21 protein-coding genes and 1 pseudogene are annotated in these 22,072 nt (G+C 66.0%); 11 read left to right on the forward strand and 11 right to left on the reverse strand.

Features of this window, described 5'->3' with window-relative positions:
• Positions 1-34: 34 nt before the first annotated feature.
• A pseudogene (locus C1925_RS19185) lies at positions 35-127 on the forward strand (IS3 family transposase); the annotation flags it as partial.
• A 506-nt stretch (positions 128-633) separates the two neighbouring features.
• On the opposite strand, the gene C1925_RS19195 reads toward C1925_RS19185, so the two are convergent.
• Both C1925_RS19195 and C1925_RS19200 read right to left on the reverse strand, forming a co-directional pair.
• Complete coding sequence (locus tag C1925_RS19195) at positions 634-3,030, reverse strand: DUF3772 domain-containing protein (RefSeq protein ID WP_108770280.1); 2,397 nt, start codon at positions 3,028-3,030, stop codon at positions 634-636.
• Between the two features lie 220 nt (positions 3,031-3,250).
• Positions 3,251-3,499 carry a hypothetical protein gene (locus C1925_RS19200; RefSeq protein WP_079223952.1) on the reverse strand — a complete coding sequence of 83 codons (249 nt, stop codon included), beginning with the start codon at positions 3,497-3,499 and terminating at the stop codon, positions 3,251-3,253.
• 184 nt (positions 3,500-3,683) lie between these two features.
• Between C1925_RS19200 and C1925_RS19205 the strand changes: the two genes are divergently transcribed.
• From C1925_RS19205 to C1925_RS19215, 3 genes are all read left to right on the forward strand, one after another.
• A complete protein-coding gene (locus C1925_RS19205; RefSeq protein ID WP_108770281.1) occupies positions 3,684-4,178 on the forward strand; it encodes a lipocalin family protein in 495 nt (164 codons plus the stop codon).
• A gap of 15 nt (positions 4,179-4,193) precedes the next feature.
• Positions 4,194-5,402 carry an FAD-dependent oxidoreductase gene (locus C1925_RS19210; RefSeq protein WP_108770282.1) on the forward strand — a complete coding sequence of 403 codons (1,209 nt, stop codon included), beginning with the start codon at positions 4,194-4,196 and terminating at the stop codon, positions 5,400-5,402.
• Positions 5,403-5,526: 124 nt separating this feature from the next.
• Positions 5,527-6,015 carry a hypothetical protein gene (locus tag C1925_RS19215; RefSeq protein ID WP_108770283.1) on the forward strand — a complete coding sequence of 163 codons (489 nt, stop codon included), beginning with the start codon at positions 5,527-5,529 and terminating at the stop codon, positions 6,013-6,015.
• Positions 6,016-6,101: 86 nt separating this feature from the next.
• Here the strand turns inward: C1925_RS19215 and C1925_RS19220 are convergent, their stop codons facing one another.
• A complete protein-coding gene (locus C1925_RS19220; RefSeq protein WP_108770284.1) occupies positions 6,102-6,536 on the reverse strand; it encodes a PepSY domain-containing protein in 435 nt (144 codons plus the stop codon).
• Between the two features lie 151 nt (positions 6,537-6,687).
• On the opposite strand from C1925_RS19220, the gene C1925_RS19225 reads away from it, so the two are divergent.
• Genes C1925_RS19225 through C1925_RS19235 form a run of 3 tightly spaced genes read left to right on the forward strand, consistent with a single transcriptional unit; the run spans position 6,688 to position 8,953 of the window.
• On the forward strand, positions 6,688-6,978 hold the full coding sequence (locus C1925_RS19225) for a PepSY domain-containing protein (protein WP_108770770.1): 291 nt from the start codon (positions 6,688-6,690) through the stop codon (positions 6,976-6,978).
• The gene (locus C1925_RS19230; RefSeq protein WP_108770285.1) at positions 6,978-7,637 is read left to right on the forward strand and encodes a response regulator transcription factor; all 660 of its coding nucleotides are present in this window, start codon (positions 6,978-6,980) and stop codon (positions 7,635-7,637) included. Before C1925_RS19225 ends, C1925_RS19230 begins: the two co-directional genes overlap by 1 nt.
• The gene (locus tag C1925_RS19235; protein ID WP_108770286.1) at positions 7,634-8,953 is read left to right on the forward strand and encodes a sensor histidine kinase; all 1,320 of its coding nucleotides are present in this window, start codon (positions 7,634-7,636) and stop codon (positions 8,951-8,953) included. The genes C1925_RS19230 and C1925_RS19235 overlap by 4 nt, the downstream gene beginning before the upstream one ends.
• 95 nt (positions 8,954-9,048) lie before the next feature.
• On the opposite strand, the gene C1925_RS19240 is transcribed toward C1925_RS19235, so the two are convergent.
• Positions 9,049-9,369, reverse strand: a complete 321-nt coding sequence (locus C1925_RS19240) for a DUF6122 family protein (protein WP_079223965.1) — start codon at positions 9,367-9,369, stop codon at positions 9,049-9,051.
• 42 nt (positions 9,370-9,411) lie between these two features.
• A complete protein-coding gene (gene speA, locus C1925_RS19245; RefSeq protein WP_108770287.1) occupies positions 9,412-11,301 on the reverse strand; it encodes an arginine decarboxylase in 1,890 nt (629 codons plus the stop codon).
• A 192-nt stretch (positions 11,302-11,493) separates the two neighbouring features.
• Between speA and speE the strand changes: the two genes are divergently transcribed.
• Positions 11,494-12,348 carry a polyamine aminopropyltransferase gene (speE, locus tag C1925_RS19250; protein WP_108770288.1) on the forward strand — a complete coding sequence of 285 codons (855 nt, stop codon included), beginning with the start codon at positions 11,494-11,496 and terminating at the stop codon, positions 12,346-12,348.
• Positions 12,349-12,508: 160 nt separating this feature from the next.
• On the opposite strand, the gene C1925_RS19255 is transcribed toward speE, so the two are convergent.
• Positions 12,509-13,414, reverse strand: a complete 906-nt coding sequence (locus C1925_RS19255) for an aspartyl/asparaginyl beta-hydroxylase domain-containing protein (RefSeq protein ID WP_174208738.1) — start codon at positions 13,412-13,414, stop codon at positions 12,509-12,511.
• 222 nt (positions 13,415-13,636) lie between these two features.
• Here C1925_RS19255 and C1925_RS19260 point away from each other — a divergent pair, with 222 nt between their 5' ends.
• Positions 13,637-14,596, forward strand: a complete 960-nt coding sequence (locus C1925_RS19260; RefSeq protein ID WP_159097572.1) for an alpha/beta hydrolase — start codon at positions 13,637-13,639, stop codon at positions 14,594-14,596.
• Between the two features lie 202 nt (positions 14,597-14,798).
• A complete protein-coding gene (locus C1925_RS19265; RefSeq protein ID WP_108770290.1) occupies positions 14,799-15,455 on the forward strand; it encodes an RIO1 family regulatory kinase/ATPase in 657 nt (218 codons plus the stop codon).
• Between the two features lie 96 nt (positions 15,456-15,551).
• On the opposite strand, the gene C1925_RS19270 is transcribed toward C1925_RS19265, so the two are convergent.
• Positions 15,552-15,890, reverse strand: coding sequence for a P-II family nitrogen regulator (locus tag C1925_RS19270; protein ID WP_079223976.1), 339 nt, complete (start codon positions 15,888-15,890; stop codon positions 15,552-15,554).
• Positions 15,891-16,023: 133 nt separating this feature from the next.
• On the opposite strand from C1925_RS19270, the gene C1925_RS19275 reads away from it, so the two are divergent.
• Positions 16,024-16,278 carry an accessory factor UbiK family protein gene (locus C1925_RS19275; RefSeq protein WP_108770291.1) on the forward strand — a complete coding sequence of 85 codons (255 nt, stop codon included), beginning with the start codon at positions 16,024-16,026 and terminating at the stop codon, positions 16,276-16,278.
• Positions 16,279-16,350: 72 nt separating this feature from the next.
• Here the strand turns inward: C1925_RS19275 and C1925_RS19280 are convergent, their stop codons facing one another.
• Genes C1925_RS19280 through C1925_RS19295 form a run of 4 tightly spaced genes read right to left on the reverse strand, consistent with a single transcriptional unit; the run spans position 16,351 to position 22,038 of the window.
• Positions 16,351-17,400, reverse strand: coding sequence for a radical SAM protein (locus C1925_RS19280; protein WP_108770292.1), 1,050 nt, complete (start codon positions 17,398-17,400; stop codon positions 16,351-16,353).
• A gap of 19 nt (positions 17,401-17,419) precedes the next feature.
• Complete coding sequence (locus C1925_RS19285; RefSeq protein ID WP_108770293.1) at positions 17,420-19,492, reverse strand: peptidase domain-containing ABC transporter; 2,073 nt, start codon at positions 19,490-19,492, stop codon at positions 17,420-17,422.
• A 21-nt stretch (positions 19,493-19,513) separates the two neighbouring features.
• Complete coding sequence (locus C1925_RS19290) at positions 19,514-20,749, reverse strand: FtsX-like permease family protein (RefSeq protein WP_108770294.1); 1,236 nt, start codon at positions 20,747-20,749, stop codon at positions 19,514-19,516.
• Positions 20,746-22,038: an ABC transporter permease gene (locus tag C1925_RS19295; RefSeq protein WP_159097574.1), complete on the reverse strand. Its 1,293-nt coding sequence runs from the start codon at positions 22,036-22,038 to the stop codon at positions 20,746-20,748. The genes C1925_RS19290 and C1925_RS19295 overlap by 4 nt, the downstream gene beginning before the upstream one ends.
• Between the last annotated feature and the right edge of the window lie 34 nt (positions 22,039-22,072).

Here is a 22,072-nt window from a genome sequence, read left to right on the forward strand (position 1 = left end):
GCCTGCAAGACCTCCACATCGGTCAAGGCGGTTGTACATCCGGTACTACAACGAAGACCGTATCCGATTGAAACTAAAGGGCCTGAGCCCGGTAAAGTACCGGCAGCAGGCCGCGTTGGCCGCCTGATCCCCCAACTGTCCAACTTTTGGGGGTCACTTCACCATGGGGGCTTGGTCGCCGCATCCATGCGGCTCACACCCCGCAAACCCACAGGGCCCCGCCTTCGACAGTTGGCCGGTGGCTGTTGGCAACTGCTGGTGGTGGGTGCCGACCGTTGGTCGGCACATCTGTCAGATATCGAATAGATCATCCACGCATGGCGTGGATCTACTGGCAACGGGAGCTGTTGGTAGGTGCCGACCGTTGGTCGGCACATCTGTCAGATATCGATATTCGACCCCGTGCCGACCAACGGTCGGCACCCACCAACATCCCTGGGAAACTGTCGAAGGCGGGGTGGGTCCGGTTGAGGGGGTGTGAGCGGCATGGATGCCGCGACCAAGCCCCCATGGATGGGTTTACGGCGTCCCCCTCAACCGGACCCACCCCGCCATCCCACGGATAGCCCGCTTTTGCCGTTGACGTTGATTCTGCAGGTGCAGGGCTGCATGCCCTGCAAAAAGCCCCCCCCACTACTCCGGCGGGGTGTCGCGTACCAGGTGGATGTCGGTCGGGGTCGAGAGCGGGATGTCCCGCTCGGCCAGTATCTGCAGCAGGCTGAAATACAGATCACTGCGCGTGCCGTACACCTGCCGCGGGCTCGCCACGTAGGCGAAGCTGTTGAACGTGATCTGGCCGCCGGCAATGCTGTCGATGAACACTGACGGCGCCGGCTGCTGCAGCACCGCCTGGTGCGCGCCATAGGCATCCAGCAGCGCCTGCTTCAGGCCCGCCACATCGGTGCTGGTCGGCACCGCGAACTGGATCTGGATGCGGCCCTGGTTGTTGCCCATCGTCATGTTGCGGATGGTCTTGGTGATCAGCTCCGAGTTCGGCACGATCAGCGTCGACTTGTCGCCCACCTGGATCTCGGTCGAACGCACGTTGATGCGGCGGATGTCGCCTTCCTGGTCACCCAGCTTCACCCAGTCGCCGATCTTCACCGGCCGCTCGGCCAGCAGGATCAGGCCCGACACGAAGTTCTGGATGATCGCCTGCAGGCCGAAACCAATACCCACCGACAGCGCGCTGGCCAGCAGCGCCAGGTTCTTCATGTCCAGGCCCATCGCGGTCAGGGCCCACAGGCCCACCAGGATGATGCCGACGTAACCGGAGATGGTGCTGATCGAGTTGCGCGCGCCCAGGTCCAGCTCGGTCTTGGGCAGGTAGGTGTCGGTCAGCCAGCGCTGCATCAGCTGGGTCAGGCCCACGCCGATCAGCAGCACCAGCACACCGGTGGCGATGCGGCCGGGCTGCAGCGTCAGGTCCTTGTTGATCGTGATGCCGTTGGCCAGCGCAGCGATGCGCTCGACGATGGTACCGACGTTGCCGAACGGCGCGGCCAGGGCCAGCAGCGCGATCAGCACCACCAAGGTGCGCAGCATCGCCGAGAGCAGCACGCCGGCCTGCTCCAGCCGCGACACGCTCAGGCCGGTGCTCAGCAGGATGGTCTGGCCGACCTTGCTGTCGGCGTTGAGCAGCCAGGTGCAGAGGTCATCGACGAACTTGAACAGCAGCAGCGCCGCCAGCACCACGATGCTGCCGCCGATCAGCTGCTGGTTCACGAACTTGGCGAAGTTCACGTAGCCCAGCAGGGTGGCGATGATCGCCGCGGTGACGGCGAGGTTGCCGGCCACGCGGGCCAGCACCAGCCAGCTGCTGCGACGCACCGGTACCGCCGCGCCCACGCCATCGGCCTGCGCCTCCAGCTTGGCCTCGGCTTCGGCAGTCTGGCGGCGGTGCAGGCGCGACAAGGTGACCAGCATGGCCATGATCAGGCCGAGGTAGGTCAGCGCGATCACGCCGTCCAGCGCCACCGTGGTCACGTCGCTGGTGCGCGTGGCCTGGTCGATGGCCACCAGCACCGTGCTGAACCAGGCCAGCGCGGCCGCGCCCCAGGCGTACTTGCGCAGCTTCAGCGCGGCGGTGTCATCCAGGTTCAACAGGCGCCACGAGGGCCGCGTGGGCACCAGCAGGCAGGCGCTGAGCGCGGCGATGAAGGCGGCAGCGAAGCTGGCCGCCTCCACGCCGTCGGCGACGTTCTGCAGGCGCGGCGCGATACCGCCGATGGCATTGAGCGAGGCGATGAACACCACCACCGCGTAGCCCGGCAGCAACGTGCCAACCAGCAGCAGCCACATGGCCAGGCCGGAGCGGCGCAGGCGGCCATCGGGCGCGCGGTCGGAGGCGGCGAAGCGGCGGCCCAGCGCGCGCAGCCACAGGCGCAGCGGGAACATCATCACCAGCGCGGCCAGCAGGCCCAGCAGCGGCGTGCCCCAGCCTTCCTTGTCCAAGGCGGCCACCAGGGCATCGCGGCCCTGCGCGGCCAGCGGCGTGACCCGGGCAATATCCACCGGCAGCTGCTTGGCGACCTTGCGCCACAGCGCGGGCGACAGCGGCGAATCGACCTTCTGGCCCAGTTCCTCGGTGCGCTGCGCGGTGCGCTGCTTCTCGATATCGTTGGCCAACTGGCCGGCGCGCACGGCGCTGGCCTTGGCCTGCGCGACCGAAGACGCCAGCGCATCACGCTGGCGGGTCAGGTTGCGGCGCTGCGTTGCCAGCTCGGGCAGCTCGGTGGTGCCATCGGGCGCCGGGCCCAGCTGGGCCAGCTGCTCGGTCAACTGGTCCAGCTGCGGCTGCAGGCTCTTGTCCAGCGCCTCGGCATCGCGGCGCACCTGCGATGCGGTCTCGGACAGCATCGCCAGCGTTTCGGTGGCCTCGGCGGAATCGCGCTTGCGCTCCACGTCCTTCAGGCTGGCATCGAACTGGGCCAGCTGCTGCTTCGGCGTCGGGTCGTCGTCCTGGGCCAGCACCGGCGCGGCCAGCAGCAGCGCACCACACAACAGCAGCGCCAGCGACGGGCCACGCATCAGGATCGTTCGGAAGAAGGAAAGCAAGCCAGCCACACCGGTTCGCGCGGACCACCGCGCCTGCGCGCGACTATACGGCACGGCTGGTAAAGGCCGGATGGACGGCCACGCCAACACCGACCGGGGTAGAGTCGACCGTTGGTCGACTACCGCGCGCAGCGCGGGATTTTCAGCGTGTCCCGCCAAGAGCAGTCGACCAACGGTCGACTCTACCCAGCCCTCAGTACTTCAAGCGCAGCTCTTCCACCTGCGGCTGCTGCAGCGCGTACCAGTCCTGGAATTCCTCTTCGCTGATCTCATCCGGCGCGTACACCGCGATGGGATGCCAGTCATGGTCGGTCGGCAGCGGCTGGCGCGGACCCGCGCGCAGGCTGTAGCTGACGCCCTCGTAATCCACCACGTCGTCCACCTGCGGCCACTGCTCGCGGGCAAACGCGGTTTCACTCTTCAACAGGATCACCTGGTACATCGGCACCTCCACTTCGCTTGTATAAGGAAAAAACCCGGCGCTGACGCAAGGATAGCGTTGCGCCGGTGATGGCTGCGCCGCCGCGCGGGCGACGCATTGTTCTGGACGTGGGCCTCGCCCCGGCTTCACCTGCCCATGGCGAGCCCGACGGCATGGTGGAGGTCCGTTCCCGAACCGCCTGTCCATGACCGACCACCCGCCGCTGAAGACCGTCGCCGACCTCAAGCTGCCCCGCTACCTGGGCACCTGGTACGAGATCGCCCGCCTGCCCATGCGCCACGAGCCGGAAGGCTGCACCGACGTGACCGCGCACTACGAACTACTGGAAAACGGCAACCTGGGCGTCACCAACCGCTGCCGAATGGACGGCGAGGTCGAGGAAGCCACCGGTGAGGCATGCGCCGTGGGCAACAACGTGGCTCGCCTGGAGGTCAGCTTCCTGCCCAAGGGCCTGCGCTGGCTGCCTTTCGCCAAGGGCGACTACTGGGTGATCCAGGTGGCCCCCGATTACAGTGTGGCGCTGGTGGGCAGTCCTGACCGCAAGTACCTCTGGCTGCTGGCGCGGGAGCCGAAGCTGGACATCACCGTGCAGGAACATTATCTGGCAGCGGCCCGCCTGCAGGGCTTCGATCTGTCCGAACTGATCCAGACGCCCCACACTGGCCGCCCCACTGCCTGATCGATAGGTAGCCCCATGGATCTGAAGAGCGGTTACCCCTGGTGGGCCGTGAGCAATGGGCTGATCCAGGCCTTCCCGCCGCTGCAGCAGGACCTGCGCTGCGATGTCCTGGTGGTGGGTGGCGGTGTCACCGGCGCGTTGATTGCCGATGAGCTGTCCGGCCACGGCCACGAGGTTGCGGTGATCGAGCAGCGCGACATCGGCTGGGGCAGCACCGCGGCCAGCACCGCCCTGCTGCAGTACGAGATCGACACCCACCTGCTGGACCTGGCCCGCCAGTACGGCACTGATGCCGCGGAACTGGCCTACCGCGCCTGCGCCGACGCCATCCCGGCCCTGGGCGAAGTGGCGCGCGGGCTGAAGAACGTCGATTTCGAGCGCATGGACAGCCTCTATCTGGCCAGCCGCCACCGCGACGTGCCGGTGCTGATGGCCGAGGGTGCCGCACGCCGCCAGGCCGGACTGGACGCCCGCTGGCTGCAGCCCGACGACCTGCAGCAGCGCTTCGGCGTGGACGCCGGTGGCGCGCTGCTGACCCGCCAGGCCGCGCGGGTCGATCCCTACTGCCTCACCTATGGCCTGCTCAAGCGCGTGCGCCGCCGCGGCGGCCATGTGCATGACCGCACGGTGCTGCACAGCCTGGAGGCCACCTCGCGCAGCGTGACCGCAGGTACCGAGGCGGGGGCCACCATCCGTGCGCGCCACGTCGTGCTCGCGATGGGCTACGCCAACCTGCGCTGGATCGACCAGCGGGTGGCGCGCAACCGCAGCAGCTACGCGTTCATCACCGACCCCATCGATGCCGACGTGCTGGGCCCGCTGCAGCGCACGATGGTGTGGGAAAGCGCCCGCCCCTACCTGTACCTGCGGGCCACCGGCGAGGGCCGGCTGCTGGTGGGCGGGCTGGACGATGCGATCGACATCCCGGCGCGCCGCGACCGCCGGGTGGAGGGCAAAGCGAAGCAGCTGATGAAGCAGCTGCAGCAGTGGTTCCCGCAGCTGGACCCGACCCCGGCGTTTTCCTGGGCGGGGACCTTCGCCGAGACCGCCGACGGCCTGCCGTTCTTCGGCCCGCACCCGCAGTGGGGGCCGCGCGTGCACCTGGCCATGGCCTACGGCGGCAACGGCATCACCTATTCGATGATCGGTGCCGGGCTGCTGCGGGCGCGGATCGAGCGGCGCCGTCACCCGCTGCAGGATCTTTTCGGGTTCGACCGGGTCTAAGGGGATCCGGGCCTGGCCCGGATCTACCACAAGCCGGCGGCGACAGGCATCATTCAAGCAACGCCTGTTAGCGTCGGCCTGTACCGCCGCGCGTGGCGCGGTCCCTGCCCGTTGGAGCATCGCGATGATCCGTCCCCTGACCCTGCTGCTGTGCCTGGCCAGCCTGCCCGGGACCGTGCTTGCCCAGTCCGCTGCGGGTGCCACGGCGCCGCAGTCGCCCGGCCTGGACCTGTCCGTGCCGCAGGCACCGATGCGCTATCTCAACGACCCGACCGTGCAGCAGGACCCGCCGGGCACCTACTACGGCGACAAGAGCGGCCCGCGCGTGCACGACGACGCCCGCATCGCCGACGTGACCGACGACAAGCTGAAGGTGTCCGGCAGCTTCACCACCGGCATCGGTTATTCGAAGGGCTACGGCAACTCGCACTACAACGCCGCCACGCTCAACCTCAGCAAGAACTACACCACCGATGAAGGCAAGACCCACGGGGTCAACGTCAACATCCATGTCAGCGAAGGCAAGGGCCCGGGCTTCGGCCCGTATGGTGGTGGTTTCTATGGCGGCGGTGGCCCGGGTTACTGGGATTACCCGCCGCCGTACGGCTGGTAAACAGCACCCGCTGCGCTCGCCGGGCATGGCCCGGCGCTACCGCCAGTACCCGCGCTTGCCGGCCAGCGGCCGGCACTACCCGCAGGTCAATCCAGCCAGCCGTCGCGCTCGCTGTGCAGGATCCGCCCGTCATAGCCGCTCAGGCGCACCTCCACGCGCTGGTTGCGGGCGTTGCGGGCTTCCAGCGACCAGGTCGCGCCATCGCGTTCCAGCGAATGGATCTCGCGCAGACCGTGCGCCTGCGCCTTGGCCAGTACCTGCTCGGTGCCCAGCAGCGCGCGGCCATCGTGCTCGTCGAAGATCTCGCCGGTCTTCGGGTCGACATACACCTCGCTGAAGCGACCATCGGCACGGCTGACGTCGGCTTCCCACAGGCCATCATCGCGCTCGATCTCGTGGATCTGGGTGTAGCCGGCCTTGCGCAGGGTCTGTTCAACCTGGGCCATGCCCAGCGGGGCCGCCTGCACGGCGGGGGCGAAGGCCAGGGCGGCCACGGTGGCGAGGGTGAGCGACTTCAACATGGGGGTTCTCCTGTTCGATGCCGGACCATCCCGGCACCGCCACGATGCCGGGCGCGGTTAACAGCCCCTTAGCCGGCACTGTTAGCCAATGGTTAGCCGCAACCGGCACACTCGCGCCATCCTCCCCGCATGGCTGCCCTCCCCCGTGACGCTGCTGCTCGCCCTGCCCCTGCTGCTGGCCCTGGCCAGCCCCGCGACCGCCGCCCGGCCTGCCCAGGATCCGGCGCAGGATGTCGCGCGCCGGGCCGTGCAGCAGGGTCGCTACGTTGCGCTGGAAGGCGTGGTGCGCGACGCGCTCAAGCGCCATCCCGGCCAGCTGCTGGAAGTGGAACTGGACGATGGGGTGTATGAAGTTGAAATCCTGCGCGCCGACGGCGTGGTGGTGGAGCTGGACTATGATGCGCGCAACGGCAGGCTGCTGAAGACGGAGCTGGACGACTGATGCGCATCCTGCTGGCCGAGGACGATGCGGCGCTGGCACAGCGCCTGCAGCCGCTGCTGGAACAGGCCGGTTACGTGGTGCAGACCGTGGCCGATGGCCGCCAGGCCGAAGAGATCGGCCAGATCGAGGATCTGCAGGCCGCCATCGTCGACCTCGGCCTGCCCGGGCTGGACGGCCTGAGCGTGATCGAGCGCTGGCGCAGCAACGGCCGCAGCTTCCCGGTGCTGGTGCTGACCGCACGCGGGCGCTGGCACGACAAGCTGGCCGGCTTCGATGCCGGCGCCGATGACTACCTGACCAAACCCTTCCAGGCCGATGAACTGGTGCTGCGCCTGCGCGCCCTGATCCGTCGTAGCCATGGCCATGCCAGCCCACGCCTGCAGTGCGGCCCTTTGCAGCTGGACGTCAACGCCGGGCGCTTCGAACTGGACGGCCAGGCCCTGGCACTCAGTCCGCAGGAATTCCGCCTGCTCAGCTGTTTCATCCACCACAGTGGCCAGGTGATCGGCCGCGACCGCCTGGGCGAGCAGGTCTTCGACGGTGGCCTGGACCCGGATTCGAATGCGCTGGATGTGCTGCTGGGGCGCGTGCGCCGCAAGCTCGGCAGCGACCTGATCCAGACCGTGCGCGGCCAGGGCTGGCGGCTGGCCGCGCCGTGAGCGGGCAACCCTCGCTGCGCCGCCGCCTGCTGCTGGCCGGCGGCATCGGCCTGCTGCTGGTTTCGCTGCTGGCCAGCGCGCTGCTGGGCGAACTGTTCAAACGCAGCGCACGCGACCGCCTGGACCACGAGCTGCAGCAGAACCTGCTGACCCTGGTCGCGCAGATGGAAACCACGCCGGACGGGCAGTTGCAGCTGCGCCAGGAGCCCAACGATGCGCGCTTCCAGCGGGTGTTTTCCGGTGCCTATTGGCAGATCGCCAACCGCCAAGGTGAAGTGCTGCTGCAGTCGCGCTCGCTGTGGGATGAAACCCTGCCGGCTGCAGCAGCCGGCGATGCCACCCGCAACCTGCCCGGCCCGCTGCAGCAAGCGCTGCGTGCGCGCGTGCAGGAAGTGCGCCTGCCACGCGCCACCGAGGCGTATCGGGTGACCGTGGCCACCGACCGCAGCGCGCTGGATGCCGATGTGGTGGCCTTCCGCCAGCGCACCGCGCTGGCGCTGGGCGTGCTGGTGGCGGTCTGGCTGGCGGTGCTGGCCAGCCAGGTGCAGTTCGGCCTGCGCCCACTGCGGCGCCTGGCCCATCAGCTTGAACGCGTGCGGCGCGGGCAGGCCCAACGCATCGACACCGATGGCCTGGGCAGCGAGATCGTGCCGCTGGGCGAGGAGCTCAACGCCCTGCTCGAGCACCAGCAGCGGATGGTCGCGCGTGCGCGCACCAGTGCCGAAGACCTTGCCCATGCATTGAAAACGCCGCTGAGCGTGCTGGCCGCCGAGGCCGATGGCACCGGGACCGAGTGGCGCGCGACCGTGCGCGAACAGGGTGCGCGCATGCAGGCCAGTGTCGACCGCTACCTGGCGGTGGGCCTGGCTGCGGATCATCGCCAGCGCACCGGCGTGGCGCCGGTGGCGCAGGCGTTGTGCGGGCTGATGACCCGCGTGCACGGCGAGCGCGGCGTGGTGTTTGGTGCGGAGGGTATCGACGAGGCGCTGCAGTTTGCCGGTGCGCGTGCGGACCTGGAGGAAATGCTGGGCAACCTGCTGGACAACGCCGGCAAGTGGGCGCGGCAGCGGGTGTCGATCAGCGCAGCGAGTGACGAAGGGCAGCTGCGCATTGATGTACGCGACGACGGCCCCGGCCTGGCCACCGATGCGCTGGCGCAGGTTACTCGCCGCGGCGTGCGCCTGGATGAGCGCGAAGGCAGCAGCGGGCTGGGCCTGGCGATCGTGGGAGACATCGCCGCCAGCTACGGCGGGCGGCTGGTGCTGGAGAACGCCGCGTCGGGATTACGCGCGACGGTATGGTTGCCGGTGGGGTGACCTGCCATTGCGCTCGCCGGGCATGGCCCGGCGCTACCGGAAGCGCCGTGCCGTGGTAGCGCCGGGCCATGCCCGGCGGCGCGCGACATCCGCCGTCAGCGGTGATGCATCCACCAGCAGTCGATGGCATCCAGCGCGATGTGGATCATCAAACCAATGCCCACCAGCCGCGTTTTCTTCGGCACGCACAGCCCCGCATACACGGCAATTGCCGGTGCGGTGTGCAGCGGGTGGAAACCGATGCTGCAGCGGTTCGGCGCGTAGATCGGGTCGGCCAGCAGGTGGTCCAGATCGATGATCCAGCCCAGCAGCAACAGCAGCCAGGCCGAAGCAAACCGCTTGCGCCAGAACAGCCATGCCAGCAGGGCTGGCACGGCGGCATGCAGGAACAGATGGAAGATCGCGCGCGCGCTCATCGGCGTCGGTTGCGCCGGATCATCCCCGGCGCACCGCAGACATCACGCCAGCGGTTCGTCGGACAGGTAGGTGTAACCGGTCAGGCCGGCTTCCAGCGCCTGCGACAGTTCCTGCGCACGTTCCGGCGACAGCTCGGCCGCGGCCACGCGCTGGGCATAGGCCGCGCGCAGGTCGTCCAGCTTGTAGCCCACGTAATCCAGCATCACGTCGGTGGTGTCACCGCGACGCTGCTGGGTGATCGCGTAGCCATCGGCATCGGCCACCACTTCCACGGCATCGGTATCGCCGAACAGGTTGTGGATGTCGCCCAGGATTTCCTGGTAGGCACCGACCATGAAGAAACCAATGCGGTAGCTCTCACCGTGCTTCATCGCGTGCAGCGGCAGCGAGGTGTCCAGGCTCTCGTTTTCGACATAGGTCTTGACCATGCCGTCCGAATCGCAGGTCATGTCGGCGATGATGCCGCGGCGGTCCGGGGTCTCGTTCAGGCGCTCGATCGGCACGATCGGGAACACCTGGTCGATCGCCCACGCATCGGGAATCGATTCGAACACGCTGAAGTTGACGAAGTACTTGTCGACCAGGCGCTCGTTCAGTTCATCCAGCGCCGGGCGGTGGCTCTTTTCGTCGTAGCTCAGGCGCGCACGCACGCCGTGGGCGATGGCATAGAACAGATCGTCGATGCGCGCACGCTGCGGCAGGTCGATCTGGCCCAGCGCGTAGCTGGCCAGGCCTTCGGCGTGGAAGTGCTGCGCTTCCTGGAACAGTTCCACCGCCGGGCGGGTGTCCAGTTCCTCGTGGATCTCGCGCAGGTGGCGGATCGAGGCCGGCTCGTCGTCGTGCTGGTCCGGCACGCGGCCTTCCTGTGCCTGCTCCACTTCAGAGACGTTGGCGATCAGCACCGCGTGGTGCGCGGTCATCGCGCGGCCGCACTCGGTGACGATGCGCGGCGGGGTCAGGCCGTGTTCTTCGCAGGCATTGGCCAGCGGCTGCACGATGTTGCTGGCGTAAGAATTCAGCCCGTAGTTGATCGAGCAGAAGCTGCGCGAACGGGTGCCTTCGTAATCCACGCCGAGGCCGCCGCCCACGTCCACGTGGGTGATCTTCGCGCCCAGCTGTGACAGCTCGACGAAATAGCGGGTGGCTTCGCGCATGCCGTTGGCGATGTCGCGCACGTTGGAGATCTGCGAGCCCATGTGGAAGTGCAGCAGGTTCAGGCAGTCGGCGTATTCGGTATCGCGCAGCGACTTCCACAGGTCCAGCAGCTGGCGCGGGGACAGGCCGAACTTGGCCTTGTCGCCACCGCTGTTCTGCCACTTGCCGGCGCCCAGCGAGGCCAGGCGCATGCGCACGCCCAGGCCCGGCTTCACGTCCAGCGCCTTGGATTCCTCCAGCACCAGCTTCAGCTCGGACGGCTTCTCGATGACGATGAAGGTCTGCAGGCCCAGCTTGCGGCCGATCAGGGCCAGGCGGATGTACTCGCGGTCCTTGTAGCCGTTGCACACGATCAGGCCACCCGGGCGCGACAGCGCCAGCACGGCCATCAGCTCGGGCTTGCTGCCCGCTTCCAGGCCGAAGCCTTCACCGTGGTGGCTGGCCAGGGTGCCGGCCACGCCGCGGTGCTGGTTGACCTTGATCGGGTAAACGGCGGTGTAGCCGCCCGGGTATTCCCAGTCCTGCTGGGCCTGGGCGAACGCCGCCTGCAGCTTGCCCAGGCGCTGGCCGAGGATGTCCGGGAAGCGCACCAGCAGCGGCAGCTTGGCGCCGCCGGCACGTGCCGCGTCCACCACCTTGGGCAGCGACACCACCGGGCCCTCTGCCCCGGTCGGTCTCACCACCATGTGCCCGGCCTGATCCACATCGAAATAACCATCCGCCCAATGCGGGATCGAGTAGGTCTTGCGGGCTTGGTCGAGGGACCAATCGGTCATTGCAGTCGGCCTTGTTGGCAATAAAAGGGGGGGGCATGATAACGCCTATATGCCCACAGGTTCGTTATCATGCGCGCCCGCGCCCGTGGCAGGTCTGAACCTGAACGGGCCGACCCGTCCGGATGTGGCATCTGTGCCACGCGGCCCCGCCCGCCAGCCCGGCTTCAACCCTCCGAACAGGACCGTTATCCAATGACTGACAGCAGCAACTGGTACATCGAACACTTCGAACGCACTGGCTCGGCCATCGGCTTCCGCATCACCGGCAAGCTGGACGAGGTGCAGTCGCCGTTCCAGAAGATCGAGATCTTCCAGACCACCGACTGGGGCAACCTGATGACCATCGACGGGGCCATCATGCTGACCAGCAAGGACAACTTCTTCTACCACGAGATGATCAGCCACCCGGTGCTGTTCACCCACGCCGCGCCCAAGCGCGTGGTCATCATCGGTGGCGGCGACTGCGGCACCCTGCGCGAAGTGCTCAAGCACAAGGGCGTGGAGAGCGTGACCCAGTGCGATATCGACGAGCAGGTCACCGTGATGGCGCGCAAGCACTTCCCGGAGCTGTGCGATTCCAACGATGACACCCGCGCCGAACTGCTGTTCGACGACGGCGTGGCCTACATGGCCAACTGCCCGGCCGGCAGCGTGGACGTGGTGATCGTCGATTCGACCGACCCGGTCGGCCCCGGCGAAGGCCTGTTCAACAAGGCGTTCTACGAGAGCTGCTTCAAGGCCCTGAAGGACGACGGCATCCTGGTGCAGCAGTCCGAATCGCCGCTGATGCAGCTGGAGCTGATCAACGAGATGCGCACCGAGATGGGCAAGGCCGGCTTCGGCTCGTTCAAGACCCTGCCGTTCCCGCAGCCGTGCTACCCCACCGGCTGGTGGAGCGTGACGATGGCGCGCAAGGGCGAGAGCGGCTTCGACTTCCGCCAGGCCGACTCGGCTGCCAAGACCTTCAACACCCTGTACTACACCGCCGCGCTGCACACCGGCGTGCTGGTGACCCCGCCGTTCGTGGCATCAGCCCTCAAGGGCTGATGGCAAGGTGTGCCGACCAACGGTCGGCACCTACCGGGGCTAATGCGTGCCGACCAACGGTCGGCACCCACCAATGAAAAACCCGCGCTGGCGACAGCGCGGGTTTTTTGCTTTTGCGGTAGTGCCGGCCGCTGGCCGGCAACCCCATGAACGACCGCGATCAGATCGCCCAGATACCCGCAATCACCGCCACCACCAGGCCCCACTTGATGACCTGGTAGGCCACCACGCTGCGCTCGCGCAGGGCCTTGGCCTTCAGGCGCACCTTGTAGACGCCACCGAAGGCCTTGTTGACGCCACCGGTGGGGTCACCCGGCAGGTTCGGCGAAGCACCGCCGGCCAGCAGCGTGGACGCCACCGCGCGGTTGAACAGGCCCGGCAGGCCGAAGCGCAGCGGGCGGGCGATATCGCAGAACAGGATCACGCGGTCCTGGTCGGTCTCGTTGTGCGCGTGGTGGATGTAGGTTTCATCGAACATCATCCACTCGCCATCGCGCCAGCTCTTCTTCACCCCGTCCACCACGATGTAGCAGCCATCGTCGTTGGGCGTGCTCAGGCCCAGGTGCAGGCGCAGCGAACCGGCGAAGGGATCGCGGTGCGGGCGCAGTTCGCTGCCGGGCGGCAGCTGCGCGAACATCGCCGCGCGCACATCGGGAATCGACTCGATCAGCGCCACGGTCTTCGGGCACATCGCCTTGGCCGACGGGTGCGACGGGCCATACCACTTCAGGTAGAAGCGCTTCCAGCCACGGCGGAAGAACGAGTTGAAGCCGGCATCGTTGTAGCTGCTGGAGGCGGCGATCTTCTGCGCGTCACGCAGCGCCAGCGCCTCGTCGCGGATGACCTGCCAGTTCTGCCGCAGCGGCTCCAGCTGCGGGAGTTCCTTGCCCGGGTCCAGGAACGGCGTGGTCGGCACCTTCGAGAACAGATACATGATGACGTTGATCGGGGCCATGAAGCTGGAGTGGTCCAGCAACTGGCGCGACCAGCGCGCGCGGACCTTGCCGCGGTAATGGATGTACAGCACGCAGGCCACGAACAGCGCTGCCAGGACAATCTTGATGATCAAAGCACTTTCCTCCAGCGGGCGCCGGACAGGGAAACGAACGATGCGGCCGCGCGGCCTGCACCAGGGGGGACGCGGCAGGGGACGGGGACGTGCCGGGTGGGGGCGGCCGCCGATGTCGCGGGTTAACAGCTTATGGTCCGCAGCCGCTGCGCCGGGGTCAAGTTACCCGTGCGCCCTGTTCAGCATCACGTAGCTGAACAGCCGGCCTACACTGGCCCGATGCCTCCCCGCGCCCCCGTTCCCTACCCTGCCCTCAGCGCCCGTTACGCGGATTTTTTCCCGGACCAGCCCGCCGCCACGCCGCGCAGCGAGACTTTCCACTGGGCCGGTGGTTCGCTGCAGCTGGACCGCCACGGCCCGGCCGATGCCGACGCGACCGTGGTGCTGGTGCATGGCGCCGGCGGCTATGGGCGCATGTTCGCCCCGCTGGCGGCCGGCCTGGCCGACGCCGGGCATGAAGTGCTGGCACCCGACCTGCCAGGCTATGGCCTCAGCGCCGCCCCTTGGAACGCCATCGACTACGGCGCGTGGAAGCAGGCCCTGCTGGCCCTGATCGAGGCCGAGCAGCAGCGCCGGCCGCGCCCGATCGTGCTGCTCGGCGCCAGCATCGGCGGCTACCTGGCCTACCTGGTGGCGGCCGAATCGCCGTGGGTGCGGGGGCTGGTGGCGACCACCCTGGCCGACCCGCGCGATCCCGTGGTGCAGGCCGCGCTGGTACGCCAGCCGTGGATGCGCGCCCTGCTGCCCACGCTGCGGCCCCTCAGCCGCCTCACCCGCGGCCTGCGCGTGCCGGTGCGCTGGTTCACCCACATGCAGCGCATGTCGCGCGACCCGGCCCTGACCGCGCTGGTCTGTGCCGATCCGCTGGGCGGCGGCAACCGCGTGCCGCTGGGGCTGCTGGGCTCGCTGTTCGACACCGCCCCGGCGCTGGAACCCGAGCAGTTCCAGCGCTGCCCGGTGCTGATGCTGCACCCGGCCTGCGACGACTGGACGCCGGTGGCGATCAGCGACCGCTTCTTCCAGCGGCTGGCCGCGCCCAGGCAGCGGGTGCTGCTGGAAGCGTGCGGCCACTTCCCCATCGAGCAGCCCGGCCTGGACCAGCTGCGCGACGCACTGCTGCCGTTCGTGCAGCGCATTGCAGAGCAGTTGGATGGCAAATCATTGATTGCAGAGGCCTGAAACACTAAGTGAGACGAAATTGTCCGATCAGGCGCGACGAACTGTTCCAGCCACGGCCCCGACATTTCTCCGACAAGACGTGGATTAGCGAACTCGGCGGTACTAAAATTCACTTAACGAAAGTTTAGCTACCTCCCCCCAGTCGTACCGGTTCGCTTGACGCTGCAGCGCCACCCACCGGGTCGTCGTCCGAGACCCCGCCATGACTTCCACTGTTTCCCCCTCCCCGTCCTGCGGCGATGACGCCGTGGCCCCGCTGCTGCTCAAGCGCGGTGAACGTTTCCTCGCCCCCGATGTGTACCGCACCTGCCTGGACGGCCGTCCGGCGGTGGTGAAGGACTATTCCCGCTACCGCGGCACGCCGGTTTCGCTGATCGCGCGCCTGATGGTGCGCCGCGAAGCGCGCATCCTGCAGCGCCTGGGTGGCTGGAAGCACGCCCCGGCCCTGCTCGGCACCCTCGGCGGCCTCGCCCTGGGCATGGAATTCATTCCCGGGCAGACGCTCAGCACCGCGCAGGCGGTGGGCAATGAAGTGTTCGACCAGCTGCAGCACGCGCTCAGCCGCCTGCACGCGGTCGGCATCACCCACAACGACCTGCACGGCACCAACGTGGTGGTGAGTGGTGGCGTGCCGGTGCTGCTGGACTTCACCTCGGCCTGGCGCGCCCCGCGCTGGCTGCGCCGCAACCCGCTCAGCCGGCAGATGCGCCGCAGCGACATGAAGAACCTGCTGAAGATCCGCCAGCGCGTGACCGGCCAGGCGCCGAGCGCCGCGCAGGCGGCCCTGGTGGCCGACCCGGGCTGGGTCGCGGCCGTGCGCCAGGGCTGGAAGCGGTTCTACAAGTGGGCGAAGCGGTAGAGTCGACCGCTGGTCGACTGCCCTTCCATCCGCACCCGAAATGCCCGCGCTGCGCGCGATAGTCGACCAGCGGTCGACTCTACCCAGCTGACGCGCTTACAGCGCGTCCGCGTCCAGTTCGCCGGTACGGATGCGCACCACGCTGCCCAGGTCGTACACGAACACCTTGCCGTCGCCGATCTTGCCGGTGCCCGCGGCCTTCACGATCGCCTCGACCACCAGTTCCACCTGGTCATCGGTCACCGCCACTTCCAGCTTCACCTTCGGCAGGAAGTCGACCACGTACTCGGCGCCACGGTACAGCTCGGTATGGCCCTTCTGCCGGCCAAAGCCCTTCACCTCGGTCACCGTAATACCGGTAACCCCACGCTCGGCCAGCGCTTCGCGCACGTCGTCGAGCTTGAACGGCTTGATTACCGCCATGACCATCTTCATCGTCGATCTCCTGTATTCCGGCGTGGAGGATAGCGCCTGAACGCGCCCGGCGCGAAACCAGCGCCGCCTGTGCGGGCGCGCGGGCCGGCAGTATCCTTATGTGCGAACGGCCTGCCAGGCCACGGAGTCCCCCATGATCGACCTGAACCACCTCGATGACCTCGCCCGCCGCCTGAGCGACCTGGTCCCGCCGGGCCTGCGCGAATCGCGCGAAGAACTGCAGGCCACCTTCAAGACCGCGCTGCAGGCCGGCCTGGCCAAGCTGGACCTGGTGACCCGCGAGGAGTTTGAAGTGCAGCGCGCGGTGCTGTTGAAGACGCGCGAGAAGCTGGATGCACTGGAAGCGACTGTGCGTGAGCTGGAGGGGCGGGATTCAGCCCAGGGCTGAGCGCTTGCCCCCCAGTAGATGTGACAGGGATGCGACCTCCGGCCATAGCAGAGGTCGCGCCCATAGCGGTGACTAGCCAGTGCGGGTGATCAGCGGACACCCAAGTTCTGATGCGTCACCTGACAGAAAGCCTCGCGTCCAGAACTTCATCTTCCCAGCGTCCAAGGCTACCGTCCCGTCTTCAGCCAAGGCCCCAACCACGTTACCCTCGCTGCCCAGCGCCACGGTGCACTTCCCAATACGCCCGTCCGCTCGGATAAGCATGTGGTTGGGTTTGGCTGCATAACACACGTGACTGACACGGAGACCCGACTCCTTCAGTGACTGGAACGCCGGGTTCGAATCTGAAAGCCCTGAAACCGAAACCTGGCTTTCAAACTCAGCTTCCACTCCATTCTCGACACAGAAGCCCTCAGCTTCAAAGTGCGCCTGCAGGAGCTTCGATATCCGGACGGCCTCGGCGTGCGTAATCATCTGCAGAGACTCGCCCTTCCCGCCAAGATTGGATATGTCGCGCAGAAACACCGTGAAGCGTGCATCTCCCTTGAAGTCACCACACAGCCGGCGCGAAAGCCGCATCAGACTTTCTTCATTTCCTGGCATGATGTGCAGCCGCATCATCACCGTGAAGTTGAAGCTGGAAGCCTTCATGGCAAGCAGATTCTCGTAGATCCGCTGAAACGTGCCAGCCCCAGAGGCATACCGTCGCGTCAGATCGTGAGCATCCGAATCACCATCCAGCGAGATCTGGAAGAAGTTCACGCCAAGTGCTACCAGTTCACTGAACAACGGCGGGGTCAGCTCAAAACCGTTCGTGGTCATGCTGCAATCCAGCACCTCAAGAGCCCCAGAGGAAGAATGCGAGTGGAAGTCCCGAGACAATTCCAGGACAACACCCTTCGCTAGAAGTGGCTCACCGCCAAACCATTCCACACGCAGCTCTTTCAGCCCATGCTGCTCCACACGCCTGCGCACCAGCGCCTTGATTCCGGCAATGGTTGGCGCACGCATTCGACCAATCTCGAAATCCTCGTAGCAGTAGACACACCGGAAATTGCACTTCTCGGTCGGCATGATCGTCAGCTCCAACCGCCTGTTCAATCGTTCCTGAAAGTTCTCCACCTACCTCTCCTTGTAGTTGCTACCCCACCCTGATCACACGCACCCCCTCCGGTAGAGTGGAAACCCGGTGCGTCACAATGATCCTCGTCATCTGCAGTCCCAAAAGGACACTCATGATCTGCTGCTCCGCCTCGTAGTCGAGCTGGCTCAGCGTTTCGTCCAGAACCAGGACTCTCGGCGCCCGATAGCGCGCGCGCGCCAGTAGAAGGCGCTTCTGCTGGCCGCCGGACAGCAAACGCCCTTCATCCCCCACCTGGGTTGCAAGCGCCATCGGCTGGGACGATGCAAAGTTGTCGAGGCCCGCAGCAGCGAGGCATTGCCATACGCGCGGGATGTCAGCCACCTCCCCAAGCGTGATGTTCTCAAGCACAGTCCCTGACAGCAGGGTGTCCTGTTGGAGGACAGTTCCAATCTGGCGGCGCAGGAGGGGCAAGTGACAGGCCTTCACGTCACAGCCGTCCACTTCAAGCACGCCAGCTGTCGGCGCCACCAAACCAGCCAGGATGCTCAACAGTGTTGACTTACCCACACCCGACGGACCAACGATGGCTACCATCTCACCCGGCCGAATGGTGAGGCTTACATCCTTGAGCACCCAGGGATCATCGACGGAGTAACGAAAGTGGATCCCACGACAGACAACGGACGGCGCAAGACCTCTGTCGCCCGCTCCGGCCCAATCCGCACACTCCTCTGCAGGCTCGGAGAGCACCTCCGAAATTCTCTGCAGATGCACCCGCGCCATCTTTACGTCCATCACTTTCGGCACGAGCGCACTTGCGCGCTGGCAGATCATTTCGACATAGATGGTCACGGCGACAAGCGCACCGACGGATAGAGCTCCGCTATCAACGGCCAACACGCCTGCGTAGACCACGAGGACCCTCAAGAGACCGAGAATCACGTCGCTTCCAGACTGCGAAAAGATAGCCATGCGCTGAAGAGAAATACTTGCTCTGATGAGCGACGAGTTGCCCCTGCGAAACCGGTCACCCCTGAGCCGCTCCATTCCATTCAGCTTGACCGTCTGTGCTGCACGCACGGTCTCGATCACCTCACGGTCCTGCGATGCGAGCGTGTTTGCGAGCACGTTGCACGCGACGCCTACTCGACCTGACATGGATACCCGAACGGCCATGCACAAAGCCGCTCCAGAAGCGGCCATCACCGCAAGCGGGAGGCTATAGGTACAGCACGCTGCCAGCAGGATGACCAGCGCAAGCGCATCGACCGCGCACTCCACGATCCGGGACGATGCAAGCTCCTGAACTTCGTGCACCGATCCCAGCCGCGAGATGACATCTGCTGGATGCCTGCGCAGGAAGTAGGACGGAGGAAGCTCCAGTACCCGGCCAAACACACTGTTCGAAAGCCCGCCAACAATCGAAGCCCCCAGGTCTGCAGTGAGCAGGCTGCGGACGGAAGCAGCCCATACCCTCGCAATCGCAATGAAAGCGAATATGAGCAACAGGCCTTCCGCATTGAATACTCCAGCGCCCCCCCGGCCATCTACCGCGGACTGGATGTACAAGGGCGCTGCGACCGTAAGCAGCTCCGCCACTAAAGCTAGAAGCAGTATCGGAAGATACCGGAGCCTGCGTGGACGCATCTGCGACGTCAGTGCCGACCAGGGGCTTGGCTCCACCGGCATGTCTTCACACTGTCTGCTACCGCCAGTAAACCGAAGCAGTGCACCGGAGAATCGCTTCTCCAATTCGGCGCAGGAAAGAACCAGCTCACCGACAGCCGGGTCGAGCACAAGAAACTGCTCGGATCCATATCGCTCGACGACCACGAAATGGCAGTCATCAACCAGAAGAACGCAGGTCGCATCAAGCTTACTCAGCGCTGACCCGGTTCCGGCAAACACGCGGTGCTGCAAGCCGAGGTCGCGGGCAATCTCCGAGAGACGAGCAACCGTCGTACCTCGAAGTGAAACCGGGTATCGACGCCGCAGCCAGCGAAGGGTTACCCGCCGATCGTATCTGGCAGCGATCATCGCCAAGCATGCCAACCCACACTCCGTTGACTCGGACTGAAGGACGACGTCTCGACTCCGAAGCATCCAGCGATTCCATACCCCAAGCACCATGCTCTTCTCCTGGACTCGCGGTCATCGCTGGCGAAACGCCAGGGCGGGATCAACCTTGGCCGCGCCCAGAGCGGGAATCAAAGCGGCGATCTGGCAACTCAGCAACGTCAGTCCCGCACCCAGCGCCACCGAAGCGGCGCTTACTGCAGCCATCTCCAGCTGGAGCGCAAGAAGACGGTTCGCCGCTACGGCCAACCCTGCACCCAGGATCACGCCAAGCCCTGCAACAACGGCACTCTCCACCGCAAAGAGGGCCACCACGTCACGTCGGGATGCCCCGAGAGCGCGCCGGATGGCAATCGACCGGTGTCTGGCAGAGACCCAGTAATGGCTCATTCCGAATACCCCCAGCGCTGACGAAGCGGTCACAACAACAACCACTGCCAGCAGTACACGGGACCTGGACGCGTCCTTCGCGAAGTGCGCTGTCCTGAGCTCGGCCACGGAGCGAACCGGCTCCTGTACAAAGCCAGGCATGGACGAGGACAGGGCGCGAGTCACGGCCCGCTTCGCCTCCAGATCAAACGGCACGCTCCTCCGGACGGCATACAGCCCCCCGACACTCTGGGTGTCGATTTTCACTTCCGAGATCACGGCCTCGTAGTCACTGGCATCACCGGTCGATGCGCTCCTGAAGTCTGCCGTGGTACCCACGACTCGCAGGGCAAGTGGATAGCTGCCCCACACCTCGGTGTGGATCATTTTTCCAACAGCGCCCCCCGCAGGGAAAAGGCGCTTGGCGAGACTCTGGGTGACGACCGCTGGCACGGCCAGCGTGCTGTTGGGCTCAAGTACGTCCTCTACGGCAGGTGCCTGCAGGCTCCCCAGCGCAACGCCCTGGACAACTGACGTACCCAGTACGCTCGCGAGCTGCTCGCTTCCAAAGTAGATATACGGGTGCCCTGACGCATCGCGGTTGGACTTCTCCAGCCGCACCGACCCACGCTCCACCGCGAAAGGGACCGGGCCGAGTGCTGCGGCGCTGATACCTGGCACGTCCCGCAGTGCACGCAGCCCAGCGCCCGAACTCGTCGCGGCATCTTCGAAGCCGATGACGCCTATGTTCTGCACCACGGCGATACGGGCCTCGCTCAGGCCGGACTCGGCATCGATGCGCTCCGAAGCCTCCAGAACAATGGTGGATATGTTTGCAAGCACCGCCATGGACACGGAGATCTGAAGCACCATGAGCGCGACTACGGTGAAGTGCTTCGACACCGTTCTCAGCGTCGTCATCATCGCGTGAACCACCGTCATGGCGCTTCCCCCATGCGCAACGATACGAACCGCTGGCTGGCTCTCCACAGCGGAATCGACGCCGACAGAAGTGCAGACATCGCCGCGATCAGGGGGCACAGGGCTACGTACCACCACGCAATGGAAAGGTGCGACGCATACGCACTGGAGAGATCCTGCACAACCCGGAATCCGAGGAGGACCATTGGAATGGAGACGAGTCCTCCGGCGGCCCCCAGCACGGCTGAATGAACGGCGAGCTGCCTGACAATGTCTCCTCGGGTTGCGCCAAGCGACCGGCGAATGGCGATCTCCCTGGACCGACACACGAAGCCAGCCAGGAAGAGTCCGGCGGCATTCACCAGGCATATGACCAGGACACCGGCTGCGAACCACAGCTGTGTACTGACTTCATCGGGAAGTACGTCATTGATCGCCAGCCAATCCTTGAGCGGTGCCACGCGGGAAAACACGTCAGTGGCTCTGCCTGAATCGACTTGCGCCAGCCCATAGCGGTGCAGCGCACTGCTGAATTTGCCGAGCGCGTGCACGTCGTTCAGCTGGACCCATAGCTGCAGCCAAGCGCACGATGCACTCTCCGGATCCTCAGGTACGCCGTCGCGACAGGACATCGCGCCCATGCCGTAGTCCTTTGGCAGCGCACGCCATGCCGCCAGCGGGATGTAGAGACGTTCGCTCTCCGCGTAGGCACCGCCTCGAAGATCGTGGAATCGTGGAATGGGATTCCAGTCCTCCACCACGCCGACGATGGCGAAGCTCCGCGTGGCCAGCTCGATCTGTCTGCCCACCGCAGATTCCGATCCGAACAGCTCCCTCGAGAGTGATCCGGAGATCACTGCAACGCGCGCTCCATTCTGGTCATCATCGGATCGCCAGAAGGCCCCGGAGAGCAGCTTCAGGTCGAGCAGGGAATGCGCACCTGACGTAAACCCTCGAACGGCAATCATGCCGAGCGGCCGATCCGTTCCCATGGGCCTGTAGGGAAGCCAGGATGATGACGTTGCGACGCTCGGGACGCCGGTGAGCCGAGTGATCTCCTGCACATCGTGGAGCGACAGCACCGGCAGCGGCCGGGCAGAGCTGGATCGGGCGGCATCATCCCGCAGATCAAGCTCCACGTGATAGAGAGAATGACTGATGCTGGGTGCGGGGTCGCTCCCGAGACCGATCCAGATCAGCAGCATCGTGGCAAACGCGCTTATGCCTGTCGCCACGGCGAGCACGATCAGGATGCTGAGAAGTTTCGATCTATGGATGCCGGATAGTGCGAGTTCCAACGCGTATCGCATGCGCTCCTCTCCTTGGTACGCTGAAAGAGATGCG

The sequence above is a fragment of the Stenotrophomonas sp. SAU14A_NAIMI4_5 genome (assembly GCF_003086795.1).
In the GTDB taxonomy this organism is placed as follows: Bacteria; Pseudomonadota; Gammaproteobacteria; order Xanthomonadales; family Xanthomonadaceae; genus Stenotrophomonas.